Genomic DNA, 12,896 nt, shown 5'->3' on the forward strand with positions numbered 1-12,896 from the left:
CCGACGGCGTCTTGCCGACCTTGACGCCTGCGGCTTCGAGCGCTTCCTTCTTGCCCTGGGCGGTACCCGCACCGTCGGAGACGATGGCGCCGGCGTGGCCCATCGTCTTGCCTTCCGGCGCAGTGAAGCCCGCGACGTAACCGACGACGGGCTTGGAGACGTTGGCCTTGACGTACGCCGCGGCCTTCTCCTCCGCGTCGCCGCCGATCTCGCCGATCATCACGATGATCTTGGTCTCGGGGTCCTTCTCGAACGCCTCGATGGCGTCGATGTGGGTGGTGCCGATGACCGGATCGCCGCCGATGCCGATGGCGGTCGAGAAGCCGAGATCGCGCAGCTCGAACATCATCTGGTAGGTCAGCGTGCCGGACTTCGACACCAGACCGATCGGGCCCTTGCCGGTGATGTTGTTCGGCGTGATGCCGACCAACGACTCACCCGGGGTGATGATGCCGGGACAGTTGGGCCCGATGATGCGGGTCTTCTCGCCCTTTTCTACGTTGTAGGCCCACGCATAGGCGCTGTCCTGCACCGGGATTCCCTCGGTGATGATCACCAGCAGCGGAATCTCGGCGTCGATGGCCTCGATGATCGCGTCCTTGGAGAACGCGGGCGGCACGAAGGCGATCGACACGTCGGCGCCGGTCTCCTTCATCGCCTCGGCGACGCTCGCGAACACGGGCAACTCGACGTCGTTGCCGTCCTTGTCCTTATGCGAGACCTTGGTTCCCGCCTTGCGCGCGTTCACGCCACCGACGACCTGAGTACCCGCCTTGAGCATCAACGCGGTGTGCTTGGTGCCTTCACCGCCGGTGATGCCCTGGACGATGACCTTGGAATCCTTGTTCAAGAAGATAGACATTCGTTGGCTTCCTTACTTGTTCGCCAGCTCGGCGGCCTTGTCGGCACCGGCGTCCATCGTGTCGGCCTGGATCACCAGCGGATGGTTGGCCTCGGCCAGGATGCGACGGCCCTCTTCGACGTTGTTGCCGTCGAGGCGGACGACGAGCGGCTTGTTGGCGTCGTCGCCCAGCTTCTTCAGCGCGCCGACGATGCCGTTGGCCACCGCGTCACACGCGGTGATACCGCCGAACACGTTGACGAACACGCTCTTGACCTGGCTGTCGCCGAGGATGACGTCGAGGCCGGCCGCCATCACCTCCGCCGACGCGCCGCCACCGATGTCGAGGAAGTTGGCTGGCTTGACGCCGCCGTGCTTCTCGCCCGCGTAGGCGACGACGTCGAGCGTCGACATGACCAGTCCCGCACCGTTGCCGATGATGCCGACCGCGCCGTCGAGCTTGACGTAGTTGAGGTCGTTCTCCTTGGCCTTGAGCTCAAGGGGATCGGTGGCGTCCTTGTCCTCGAACTCAACGTGGCCGGGCTGCCGGAAGTCGGCGTTGGCGTCGAGGGTGACCTTGCCGTCGAGCGCCAGGATCTGATCGTCGGGCGTGCGCACCAGCGGGTTGACCTCGACCAGGGTGGCGTCCTCGCCGACGAAGACGTCCCAGAGCTTGGCGATGGTCACGGCCGCGGCGTCGAGGACCTCGGCGGGCAGGTGGCCCTGCTCGGCGATCGACCGGGCGAAGGCCTCGTCGACACCCTTGACGGCGTCGACCGGGACCTTGGCGAGGCGCTCAGGCTTGGTTGCGGCCACCTCCTCGATCTCCATGCCGCCCTCGACCGAGCACATCGCCAGGTAGGTGCGGTTGGAGCGGTCCAGCAGGAAGGAGATGTAGTACTCCTCCGCGATGTCGCTGGCCTCAGCAACGAGAAGCTTCTTGACGACGTGACCCTTGATGTCCAGGCCGAGAATGTCCTTGGCGTGGGTGAAGGCGTCCTCGGGGGTGGCCGCGTACTTCACGCCGCCGGCCTTGCCACGTCCGCCGACCTTCACCTGCGCCTTCACCATCACGGGCTTGCCGATTTCCTCGGCGATCGCCTTGGCGTCCTCAGCCGAGTCGGTCACCCGGCCCGGCGTGGTGGGCACGTTGTGCTTGGCGAACAGCTCCTTCGCCTGGTATTCGAAGAGATCCATGGGCTCACCGTCTGTCTGCTTTGACTGTTTGGTTGATTACCTACGCGTCGGCCAGAATGGCTCGGGGGAACCATATCCACATCCGCCAATGTGACCCACACCGCGTACCGCCCATGTGGCAGATCTCACCGGGCCGCGTTAGTGATACAGGTCACAATATCCTGGGGAATTAAGCCACGGGTTGCCACCTACATTGGATTTTGGTTAACGTGCCTCTGGTCTAAGTAACGGTACGGTCACGGCGCGAAGGACATTTCGGTTGGCTGAGCAAGGTTCGTCACGAGCACCTCGTGGAACCTCGACGACCGCCTACGACGCCAGCATCACCGACATCATCCCGTTCAACGAGTTCGGCGATCTCGACGATCTCGACTTCAGCAACACCTCGGCCTTCGACCGCGAATCGCGCGTGATCCGCGCACCCGAGCTCGATGACATGCACGACACCGACGACCTGACCCCGCTGCGGCTGGTCGTCCCGTCACAGTTCCGGGCGCCGGTCGGCGAGGAGCGGCATTCGCCCCGCGCGTACCGCGACAGCAACACCGATGTCAGTGACGGCATGGAGAACACCGACGTCATCGACATGTCGGGGCGCAGCGGTCTGCACCGCAAGGTCGGCGACGGCACCGTCAAGGCCCGCCTGGTCGCCGCGGCGATGGTCGTCGGCGCCTCCGCGGCAGCGGCCTACTCGATGGTCAACGCCACCGACAAGCCTCAAGTCGACAAGATGATCGCCGCGGGCCCCAACGCCTTCGTCGACGGCGGCGGCTCCCCCGACGGCATGCAGATCGTGACCGTCGCACCCGTAGCCAGCGAGGCCGTGCACAGCCAGGAACTCGCCAACGGCGCCGCCTTCGCCGCTGAGCGCGCCGAGCGCGAGGCCCGCCTGTCCAGGCCGATGTACGTGATGCCCGCCCGTGGTGTCTGGACGTCCGGTTTCGGTTACCGCTGGGGCGTACTTCACGCGGGCATCGACATCGCGAACTCCATCGGCACACCGATCGTGGCCGCCGCGGACGGCGTCGTCACCGACGCCGGACTCACCGCCGGCTTCGGCGCCTGGGTCAAGATCCGCCACGCCGACGGCACCGTCACCCTCTACGGCCACGTCAACACCTGGCTCGTCAGCGTCGGTGAGCGCGTGATGGCAGGCGATCAGATCGCGACCATCGGCAACCGCGGCCAGTCGACCGGCCCACACCTGCACTTCTCGGTTCTGAAGAACGGCACCGACTACGTCGACCCGGTGCCGTGGCTCGCCGCGAAGGGTTTGAGCCCCGGCAGCTACGTCGGCTGACCGGTGACTTCCGGCGGACCTCCATCGGAGGAGACCGGCATCATCCGGCGGCAGCCCGAGGCCGCCCCACCACCGTCTGATTTCGCCGAGCAGCAAACCGGCATCATTCGCCGCCATCCCACCGGATCGTTTCCGGCAGCGCCCGTGGACCCGCAGACCAGTTACATCCCACGCGCCAATGTCCGGCCGTCGCCTTTCGCGCAGCCCTCCCCCGCCGCCGCCTCGGCCGCCGCCGCAGTCAGCATCGCCAGCGGCTGGGCCACCGCCGTGATCGCCACCTCGCTCATCACCGGCTGGTGGCGTACCGACGAATTATTCTGCATCGCAATCGGTTTCCTGTCTGCCGTCTCGGCGGCGGCCACCATCGGCGGGCTCATCTCGCTGCTGCTGCGCCGTCGGATCGGCCGCCTGCTGATCGTCGTCGGGGCCGTCGTCGCGCTGATGATCTTCGCCGGCCTGTTCGTCGCCGGCGCCGATCTACCGCAGATCGTCTACGCCATTCCGCTGCTACCCGTCGCGAGCATCGTGCTGGCGCTGCTGCCGGCCACCGGCCGCTGGTGCTACTAGGCCAATTCCCGGCCCCTGCGCCTCCGGCTCTCCGTCACAGCTTCTGGATCGGCGCGTGGTTGTGCATCAGCTTGACCCGGCCTGCGCTGCCGAAGTCGATGAGCGACATCGCGGCCTCACCCATGCCGGATACCTCTTCCACGCGGCCGAGTCCGTACTTGTCGTGAGTGACGCGATCGCCGGGCTCCAGCGTGATCACCGGCCGGTTGCGGGCACCCGACGTGCGCGCCGGTGACGGCCGTGGCGTGCCGAACCGCCCCGCCCCGCTGACGGGCGCACTGAACGACGACTGCGGCGCTTCGACGCGACGCCAGTCGATGAGCTCCTGGGGAATCTCGCGCAGGAAACGGGATTCGGGGTTGAGCATCGGCTGCCCCCACGACGAGCGCACCTTCGCGCGGCTCAGGTACAGCCGTTGCCTGGCCCTGGTGATGCCGACGTAGGCGAGGCGCCGCTCCTCGGACAACTCCAGCGGATCGCCGAGTGCGCGCATGTGCGGGAACATGCCGTCCTCCCACCCGGTGACGAACACCATCGGGAACTCCAGCCCCTTGGCGGTGTGCAACGTCATCATCGTCACGACGCCAGAACCGTGTTCCGGTATCCCATCGGCATCGGCCACCAGCGACACGCGCTCCAGGAACTGGGCAAGCACCCCGGTGTCGGGGATGTCCTCGTCGACGGGCTCGCCTTCTTGTTCGCGTAGCGCGGCGGCGTTGGCCAGGTCGATGCTGAATTCGTGTGCGACGCTGACGAGTTCGTTGAGGTTGTCCAGCCGCGCCAGATCCTGTGGATCACTCGAGGATTCGAGCTCGCGTCGGTACCCCGTGCGCTCGAGCACGGCCTCGACCAGCACGCCGAGTTCGTCGCCGAGCAGGCCGCGCAACTCGTCGAGCAGCGCGACGAACCCGGCGATCGCCTTCTCCGAGCGGGTGTTCAGCATCGGAACCCGGCCCTCGGCCGCGGCCTGCAGGCTGTCGTTGAAGCTGCCGCCAGTGTTCTCGGCGTGCACTGCGACACAGGCCTCGGCGCGGTCGCCGATGCCTCGGCGCGGCGTGTTCAGGATGCGGCGCATGCTCACCGCGTCGCCGGGGTTGTCCAGCACCCGGAGGTACGCGACGATGTCACGAATCTCCTTGCGCTCGTAGAACCTAACGCCACCGACCACCTTGTACGGGATACCGGCCCTGATGAACACGTCCTCGACGGCACGTGAGGAGTTGTTGGTGCGATAGAAGACGGCGACGTCGTTGTAGTTGATGTCGCCGCGATCGGCGAGCGTGTCGATCTCCTCGGCGATGAACCTGGCCTCGTCGTGCTCGTTGTCGGCGACGTAGCCGACGATCAGTTCACCCTCACCGGCATCGGTCCACAGCCGCTTCTCACGACGGCCCGCGTTGCGGGAGATGACGGAGTTGGCCGCCGAGAGGATGTTCTGCGTCGAGCGGTAATTCTGTTCCAGCAGAATCGTCGTCGCGTTCGGATAGTCGCGCTCGAAGTCCTCGATGTTGCGGATGGTGGCGCCGCGGAAGGCGTAGATCGACTGGTCGGCGTCGCCAACGACACACAGCTCGGCAGGTGGCACGCCGTCGGCGCCCTCCTCCAGATCGTGGCCGACCAGTTCGCGCACCAGGGCGTACTGCGCGTGGTTGGTGTCCTGGTATTCGTCGACCAGGATGTGCCGGAAGCGCCGCCGGTAGTACTGCGCGATCTGCGGAAAGGCCTGCAGGACAGCGACCGTCTCCCCGATCAGGTCATCGAAGTCCAGTGCGTTGGCGCCCCGCAAGCGGCGCTGATACTCCCCGTAGGCCTCGGCGACGATCCGGGCCAGGTCGTCGCCACCCTCGGACGCCTCGAAGGCTGCCTTGTCGGGATCGATGAGCTCGTTCTTCAGATTGGAGATCGAATTGGCCAGCAGCCGTGGCGAGTACCGCTTGGTGTCGAGCCCCATGTCCTTGGCGATCATCATCAGCAGGCGCCGCGAGTCGTCGGAGTCGTAGATCGAGAAGTTCGAGTTGAGGCCCGGCAGCAGCGACGCCTGATTGCGCAGGATCCGCACGCAAGTGGAGTGGAACGTCGACACCCACATGGACCGCGCCCGCGGCCCGATGAGCGCGACCACCCGTTCGCGCATCTCGGCGGCGGCCTTGTTGGTGAACGTGATGGCCAGGACCTGGCCGACGCCGACGTCACGGGCGGCCAACAGGTAGGCGATGCGTCGGGTCAGCACCGCCGTCTTGCCCGACCCGGCGCCCGCGACGATCAGCAGTGGCGAACCCTCGTGCAGCACCGCCTTGCGCTGCTGGGGGTTGAGCCCCTCCAGAAGGTCTGAGTACTGCTGATCCGGCTCGGTCGCGATCGTCATATCGAAACCAACTTACCGCTGACCAGAGACACTTTGCGTCGACGTGGCCCTGGGTGGCACACTCGATCCCGTGCTCACCCAGCATGGACGATTTCTTTACGGGTACCGGCCTGCGGTGCCCGTGGTCTAGCTGTTTCCCCTTCAGCCCCGCGGTCCGCATCTGCGATCCGGGGCTCGTCTCTCGTGTGAGGCCCGAATACGGATGAAACCAGAACCCACACACGACGAGAATGCGGAGTCACCAACGATGAGTGCCGAAACCGGACCACCAATCGACATCGACGAACTGCGCCTGGAGATCGACCGGCTCGACGCCGAGATCCTGGCCGCCGTTCAGCGCCGCGCCGAGGTCTCCCAGACGATCGGCAAGGCCCGGATGGCTTCCGGCGGTACTCGCCTGGTGCACAGCCGCGAGATGAAGGTCATCGAGCGCTACAGCGCCCTCGGGCCCGAGGGGAAGGATCTCGCGATGATCCTGCTACGCCTCGGTCGCGGTCGTCTCGGTCACTAGTTGCCGAATGTGCGGGTGTGCGCCGCCATGACGGCAGAGGACCACGCTTCTGGCCCTTCCTGGCCTCCTCGCACCCCGCCAGCCGGGCGAAGTCGGGCCTCGTAGACCCGCAGTCGATGGCAAATTGCTTCGGTCGCCTAGGCGTAGTGCGCACGCACCCGACGCAGGCCCATCCCGCCACGCTGGCGAAAGCCGTGTCCATGGCCCGTGCGGATGCGAGTGAACGCACTTGATATTTGAATCTCAATGATTCTCCGCCAGCCATTCCTGGCGCAGGCGCAATATCGAAGTCCGCGCAACTGACACCATTCTTAGCTGCAATTGGAATCGCGATCAAAATGGCGCTTACCCAGGTCAAATGGCCTGTTCGAATGGTGTGCGACGGTCGGCACGGGTGCGGTACTGTCCCGGAATTGATGTCCGACCAATGCTCTCGTCACGACACCTGGCCGATATTCAAGAACACGGGGGAGCCGTGGGAACCAGTACCAAGGAAATGGCATCGCGGGCGAAGGGCGACGCGCTCGGACTTCTACTGCACGAACGTTGGCGGCTCCCCGTCAAGAAGATGTACCGGCCGCTCGTCGAGGGCATGCGCGGCATCGAGGTCGGCGGCCCGAGCACCGTATTCCGGACCGCGCTGCCGCTGTATCGGTTCGTCGGGCAGCTGGACGGGGTCAACTTCGCGACCGACACGATCTGGGAAGGCCACCTCGACTCGGCGACCCCATTCGCCTACTCCGCCTCGGGGACCGGACGTCAGTACATCGCCGATGCCACGGATCTCCACGAAATCCCCACGGCCACGTATGACTTCCTGTTGTCCTCGAATTGTCTCGAGCACGTGGCCAACCCCATCAAGGCGCTAGTGGAGTGGCGGCGGGTGCTAAGACCGCGCGGCACACTCGTCCTCGTCCTGCCCAACCAGAAGAGCAACTTCGACCATCGCAGGCCCGTGACCGCGATGGACCACCTCCTCGACGACTTCGCCAAGAACACCGCCGAGGACGACCTGACCCATCTGGACGAAATCCTCGCTCTCCACGACTTGTCGATGGACCCGCCCGCGGGCAATCTCGCGCAATTCAGAGAGCGCAGCCTGCAGAACTTCGAGAACCGGACCCTTCATCACCACGTCTTCGACATGCCACTGATCGCGCAGATGCTCGATTACCTGGAGTTCGAAATGCTCGATGCGACGACCACTCGCACCGACTTCTTCGCCCTCGCACGAAGCGGGCGGTGACCACATGCTGCGTCTCGCTCGAGATCCGGTCATCGATACCGCGCAATACGGAGCGCTGGCGATGCACGTGAACGCCCGGCGTCACCGACTGGACCACGATGCGCTTCGCTTCGTGCGGCAGGTCCATCAAGAGCTGCCCGCACAGCCACCGCCAGGCCGCGACGCCCTGGTCCTGTTCGCGCACTTCGACCCGCAGGGCATCGTCGACCCCTACGTCGTTCACTATCTCCGTGCGCTGAACCGGCTGGGCACCACGATCGTCTTCGTCTCCGGATCGCCTGAACTCGTGCCGGACTCGGTGGCTCCCCTGCGTTCGATCTGCGCGGGCATCTACACCCGCCGCACGCTCTCCCTCGACTTCGGTTCCTGGCACTTGGCGTGGAGCATTCTGCGCAGGCACGGCTGGTCACTGGACCAGTTCGACCGCCTGGTCCTCGCCAACGACAGCGTGTTCGGCCCGCTGTTCCCGCTCGAGGAGATGTGGAGCTCCTTTCACGGCGCCGACATGTACGGGTCGATCGAGAGCCACGAGCTCGCGCCGCACCTGCAGTCGTTCTTCCTCGCATGGGATCTCAATTCACGGACGCGCCCGTTCCTCGACGACTTCTGGGACGGCTTCCGCTACATCGTCTACAAGAACGTCCTCATCAAGAAGTACGAGCTTGGCTTGTCCGCCCGCGCGAGGCGAGAAGGCCTGCGGCTCAAGCCGTTCCTCTCGGCCGCAGCCATCGCCAGGGCCCGTGAGCGGACCCCTGGGCACCAGTGGTCCCACGAGTTCTCCGGGCCGCCGATCAACAACACGCTCTACTACTGGGACGGCCTGATCGAACAGTTCCGCTATCCATTCCTCAAGACCGCGGTCCCCCGCCAAAGGTGGCCTGAGCACGACACCCTCGATCACCTTGGTGAGTTCATCGAACGACGCACGACGTATCCGTACGCACTCCTGCAGCACAACCTCGACCGCCTCGGCTGCGCCGCACCCCACGTCCCCCGCCCTGCCGCGCGCGAATCGCACCGGCAGGGCGTGCACATCGACCGTTAGTTCGTCAGCGCGATGTACTTCGTGTCGAGGTACTCCTCGATGCCCTCGGACCCGCCTTCACGCCCGAACCCGGACTCCTTGACACCACCGAACGGCGCAGCGGGGTCGGAGATGACACCGCGGTTGACGCCGACCATCCCGGCCTCGATCGCCTCGGCCACGCGCAGCGCGCGGTCCAGTCCCTGCGTGTAGATGTAGGCCGCCAGGCCGTACTCGGTGTCATTGGCCGCCGCGATGCCCTCCTCCTCGGTGTCGAATCCGATGACGGGGGCCACGGGCCCGAACACCTCCTCCTTGAAGATGCGTGCCGACGCCGGGACGTCGGCGAGGACGGTCGCCGGATAGAAGTGACCTGGCCCGTCGGGTGCGACGCCGCCGACGGCCACGGTCGCACCCTTGGCCACCGCGTCCGACACCAGATCCTCGACGGTCGCGACCTGCTTGGCGTTGACCAGCGGGCCCAGCGTCGACGACTTGTCCAGCCCGTTGCCGAGGACGAACTCGCTCATCCGCTTGACGAGCTTCTCGGTGAACTCCGCACGCACCGCGTTGGCCACGTGGAAGCGGTTCGACGCCGTGCAGGCTTCGCCTCCATTGCGCATCTTGGCCAGCAGGGCGCCGTCGACGGCGGCGTCCACGTCAGCGTCGTCGAACACGATGAACGGCGCGTTGCCGCCCAGCTCGAGCGACAGGCGCAGCAGCTTGTCGGAGCTCTGCTTGGCAAGGGCCTTGCCAACACCCGTCGACCCCGTGAACGTCAGCTTGCGCAGCCGACCGTCGTCGATCAGCGCCGTGGTCAGGTCGCCGGGCTTGCTTGTCGGCAGGATCGAGAGCACGCCCTTGGGGAGGCCCGCCTCGTCCATCAGCTTGGCCAGCAGCAGCATCGTCAAGGGCGTTTCCTGGGCGGGCTTGATGACCATGGTGCAGCCGGCCGCCATCGCCGGTCCAATCTTGCGGGTGCCCATCGCCAACGGGAAGTTCCACGGCGTGATCGCCAGACACGGCCCCACCGCCGACTTCGTGACGATGATGCGACCGTTGCCCGCAGGCGCCTTGGTGTAGCGGCCACCGATGCGAACCGCCTCCTCGGCGAACCACCGGAAGAACTCCGCGCCGTACTTGACCTCGCCCATGCTCTCCGGGAGCACCTTGCCCATCTCCAGGGTCATGAGCGTCGCGAATTCCTCGGCGCGCGCCGTGATCGCCTCGAACACCGAACGCAGGATCTCGCCGCGTTCGCGCGGTGGCGTAGCGGCCCAGTCGCCCTGCACGGCGGCGGCGGCGTCGAGGGCCGCGATGCCGTCCTCGGGGGTGGCGTCGGCGATGGCGATCAGCACTTCGTCGGTCGCGGGGTTGAGCACGTCGAACGTCGACGACGCGGCGCGCTCTTCACCACCGATCCACAGACCGGTGGGGACGGTGGAAAGGAGAGCTCTCGGATCAATGCGGGTGTCCATACGTTCATCATTTACACCCTCGAAAGCGCGGCCGCACTAGGGTCGAGATATGTCTGCCGATAGTGCCCAAATTCCCGATATCACCACGACTCCAGCCTGGAACGCGTTGGTCCGTCATCACGACGAGGTCGGCGGCAAACACCTGCGCGAGTTGTTCGACGAGGACCCCGCACGCGGCCGGGAGCTGACGCTGACCGTCGGCGATCTGTACATCGACTACAGCAAGCACAGGGTGACGCGGGAGACGCTGAAGCTACTCGTCGATCTGGCCAAGGCCGCCCACCTCGAGGGCCGCCGCGACGCGATGTTCGCCGGCGTCCACATCAACACCTCGGAGGACCGCGCGGTGCTGCACACGGCGCTGCGACTTCCGAAGGGCGCCACGTTGACGGTCGACGGGCAGGACGTCGTCGCCGATGTGCACGAAGTTCTGGACTCGATGGGCGCATTCACCGACCGACTGCGCAGTGGCGAGTGGACCGGCGCAACGGGTGAGCGCATCAGCACCGTCGTCAACATCGGCATCGGCGGCTCCGACCTCGGCCCGGTGATGGTGTACCAGGCCCTGCGCCACTACGCCGACGCCGGCATCTCGGCACGTTTCGTGTCCAACGTCGACCCTGCCGACCTGGTCGCCAAACTGGACGGACTAGACCCCGCCACAACACTTTTCATCGTTGCGTCGAAGACGTTCTCGACGTTGGAGACGCTGACGAATGCGACGGCGGCCAGGCGTTGGCTCATCGACGCGCTCGGCGATGCCGCGGTGTCCAAGCACTTCGTTGCGGTGTCGACCAACAAGAAACTGGTCGACGAGTTCGGCATCAACACCGACAACATGTTCGGTTTCTGGGACTGGGTCGGTGGCCGCTACTCGGTCGACTCTGCGATCGGGCTGTCGGTGATGGCGGTGATCGGCAAGGAGCGGTTCGCCGAGTTCCTGGCGGGCTTCCACGTCGTCGACGAGCACTTCCGCCATACGCCGTTGGAGGTTAATGCGCCTGTGCTGCTTGGCCTCATCGGTCTCTGGTACAACGAGTTCTTCGACGCGCAGGCCCGCGCGGTGCTGCCCTACTCGAACGATCTCACCCGCTTCGCGGCCTACCTGCAGCAGTTGACGATGGAATCCAATGGCAAGTCAGTGCGGGCCGACGGCAGCCCCGTCACCACTTCAACCGGCGAAATCTACTGGGGTGAAGCGGGAACGAACGGCCAGCACGCCTTCTACCAACTGTTGCATCAGGGCACGCGGCTGGTTCCCGCCGATTTCATCGGGTTCTCGCAGCCCACCGACGACCTGCCCACCGCCGACGGCACCGGCAGCATGCACGACCTGCTGATGAGCAACTTCTTCGCACAGACCAAGGTGCTGGCGTTCGGCAAGACGGCCCAGGAGATCGCGGGCGAGGGCACCAAGGCCGAAGTGGTCCCGCACAAGGTGATGCCTGGCAACCGCCCGACCACCTCCATCCTGGCGACCAAGCTGACGCCGTCGGTGGTCGGTCAGCTGATCGCGCTCTACGAGCATCAGGTGTTCACCGAGGGCATCATCTGGGGCATCGACTCCTTCGATCAGTGGGGCGTGGAACTCGGTAAGACGCAAGCGAATTCGCTGTTGCCGGTGCTGACCGGTGACGCGACTCCTGCCGAGCAGTCCGATAGCTCGACGGACGCCCTGGTGCGCCACTACCGCGCGGAGCGCGGCCGCAGCGCCTAATCGTCAGTTCTGGTCCAGCCCAGGATCATTGCGGGCAGACATCCACCGAAGGTCAGCACCGTCGTCGCCATGAGCCCACCGGCGTAGGCCATGGCGGTGTCGGTGCCCTTGGTGATCACCGCACCGAAGATCAGGTAGAAGATCGGCAACAGCATGAGGTATTGCGTGGCGGTCAGCCCGATGGATCGCGCGTTGTTGCGCTGCGCGATCTCGTACTCGTCGAGTGCCCCTTCGGGGGCGTCTCCCCTTCTGCCCGAGACGATCTGCAGCACGATCCACATCGGAAAGTACAACGCCAGGGCTGGAAGCCACAGCAGTGGCGCCCACGGGACGCCGAAGGCACACACCACGCCGACGACGGCCATGAACGCGAACGTCACGGCGAGCCCGACGACCAACATGCGCCGCCGGCGCTGGGGGCGCCAGCTCGGTAGCCACTGCGCGTAGGTGCGCTCGCTCTTGAGGAATCGCCGGATCCGGTAGTCCTGATACCGGTCGAGCAAGTTCTTCTCAGGCTGAGTGGTCGGGTGTGACATCGGTCGACTTCCTTCCGTTGGCGTCTTGCCTTCCGTAGAGCTCGGCCGACAGGGGCGTGAACGCGGCGCGCGAGAACACGGCTTCGACTGGCAGGTCGAAGACATCGCAGATCC

General features: G+C 65.7%; 11 protein-coding genes and 1 pseudogene. 6 read left to right on the forward strand and 6 right to left on the reverse strand.

Annotation, left to right across the window (positions count from 1 at the left end; all coding sequences use genetic code 11):
- Together sucD and sucC are read right to left on the reverse strand one after the other, a co-directional pair.
- Positions 1 to 862 (reverse strand): succinate--CoA ligase subunit alpha (sucD, locus tag QOD90_RS25415; protein ID WP_526354290.1); only part of this gene is annotated, 862 nt, incomplete at its 3' end.
- Positions 863 to 874: 12 nt separating this feature from the next.
- Positions 875 to 2,038, reverse strand: coding sequence for an ADP-forming succinate--CoA ligase subunit beta (sucC, locus tag QOD90_RS25420; protein ID WP_526354292.1), 1,164 nt, complete (start codon positions 2,036 to 2,038; stop codon positions 875 to 877).
- A 259-nt stretch (positions 2,039 to 2,297) separates the two neighbouring features.
- Between sucC and QOD90_RS25425 the strand changes: the two genes are divergently transcribed.
- Together QOD90_RS25425 and QOD90_RS25430 are read left to right on the forward strand one after the other, a co-directional pair.
- The gene (locus QOD90_RS25425; protein WP_526354294.1) at positions 2,298 to 3,338 is read left to right on the forward strand and encodes a M23 family metallopeptidase; all 1,041 of its coding nucleotides are present in this window, start codon (positions 2,298 to 2,300) and stop codon (positions 3,336 to 3,338) included.
- A gap of 39 nt (positions 3,339 to 3,377) precedes the next feature.
- A complete protein-coding gene (locus QOD90_RS25430) occupies positions 3,378 to 3,905 on the forward strand; it encodes a hypothetical protein (protein WP_526354308.1) in 528 nt (175 codons plus the stop codon).
- A 34-nt stretch (positions 3,906 to 3,939) separates the two neighbouring features.
- On the opposite strand, the gene QOD90_RS25435 is transcribed toward QOD90_RS25430, so the two are convergent.
- Entirely contained in the window at positions 3,940 to 6,270 is a 2,331-nt protein-coding gene (locus QOD90_RS25435) for a UvrD-helicase domain-containing protein (RefSeq protein ID WP_526354296.1), read from the reverse strand.
- Positions 6,271 to 6,472: 202 nt separating this feature from the next.
- Here QOD90_RS25435 and QOD90_RS25440 point away from each other — a divergent pair, with 202 nt between their 5' ends.
- The 3 genes from QOD90_RS25440 (at position 6,473) to QOD90_RS25450 (ending at position 9,072) form a co-directional block, all read left to right on the forward strand.
- Positions 6,473 to 6,781 (forward strand): chorismate mutase, encoded by a 309-nt coding sequence (locus QOD90_RS25440; RefSeq protein ID WP_526354298.1) that lies wholly within the window; start codon positions 6,473 to 6,475, stop codon positions 6,779 to 6,781.
- 475 nt (positions 6,782 to 7,256) lie between these two features.
- Positions 7,257 to 8,027 (forward strand): class I SAM-dependent methyltransferase, encoded by a 771-nt coding sequence (locus QOD90_RS25445; RefSeq protein ID WP_526354300.1) that lies wholly within the window; start codon positions 7,257 to 7,259, stop codon positions 8,025 to 8,027.
- Positions 8,028 to 8,031: 4 nt separating this feature from the next.
- On the forward strand, positions 8,032 to 9,072 hold the full coding sequence (locus QOD90_RS25450) for a rhamnan synthesis F family protein (RefSeq protein ID WP_526354302.1): 1,041 nt from the start codon (positions 8,032 to 8,034) through the stop codon (positions 9,070 to 9,072).
- Here the strand turns inward: QOD90_RS25450 and QOD90_RS25455 are convergent.
- Positions 9,069 to 10,517 (reverse strand): NAD-dependent succinate-semialdehyde dehydrogenase, encoded by a 1,449-nt coding sequence (locus tag QOD90_RS25455; protein ID WP_526354310.1) that lies wholly within the window; start codon positions 10,515 to 10,517, stop codon positions 9,069 to 9,071. The genes QOD90_RS25450 and QOD90_RS25455 overlap by 4 nt on opposite strands.
- A gap of 61 nt (positions 10,518 to 10,578) precedes the next feature.
- On the opposite strand from QOD90_RS25455, the gene pgi reads away from it, so the two are divergent.
- On the forward strand, positions 10,579 to 12,246 hold the full coding sequence (gene pgi / locus QOD90_RS25460; RefSeq protein WP_526354304.1) for a glucose-6-phosphate isomerase: 1,668 nt from the start codon (positions 10,579 to 10,581) through the stop codon (positions 12,244 to 12,246).
- Here the strand turns inward: pgi and QOD90_RS25465 are convergent.
- Positions 12,243 to 12,782, reverse strand: a complete 540-nt coding sequence (locus tag QOD90_RS25465) for a hypothetical protein (protein WP_526354306.1) — start codon at positions 12,780 to 12,782, stop codon at positions 12,243 to 12,245. The genes pgi and QOD90_RS25465 overlap by 4 nt on opposite strands.
- A pseudogene (locus QOD90_RS25470) lies at positions 12,757 to 12,896 on the reverse strand (helix-turn-helix transcriptional regulator); the annotation flags it as partial. The gene QOD90_RS25465 and the pseudogene QOD90_RS25470, both read right to left, overlap by 26 nt.

The sequence above is a fragment of the Mycobacterium sp. genome, from assembly GCF_032161845.1.
Classification (GTDB): domain Bacteria; phylum Actinomycetota; class Actinomycetes; order Mycobacteriales; family Mycobacteriaceae; genus Mycobacterium.

Coding starts and splice junctions, on each gene's coding strand:
- QOD90_RS25440 (WP_526354298.1), top strand. CDS start 6,473: ATGAAACCAGAACCCACACACGACGAGAATGCGGAGTCACCAACGATG.
- QOD90_RS25465 (WP_526354306.1), bottom strand. CDS start 12,782: ATGTCACACCCGACCACTCAGCCTGAGAAGAACTTGCTCGACCGGTAT.
- QOD90_RS25435 (WP_526354296.1), bottom strand. CDS start 6,270: ATGACGATCGCGACCGAGCCGGATCAGCAGTACTCAGACCTTCTGGAG.
- QOD90_RS25450 (WP_526354302.1), top strand. CDS start 8,032: ATGCTGCGTCTCGCTCGAGATCCGGTCATCGATACCGCGCAATACGGA.
- sucC (WP_526354292.1), bottom strand. CDS start 2,038: ATGGATCTCTTCGAATACCAGGCGAAGGAGCTGTTCGCCAAGCACAAC.
- pgi (WP_526354304.1), top strand. CDS start 10,579: ATGTCTGCCGATAGTGCCCAAATTCCCGATATCACCACGACTCCAGCC.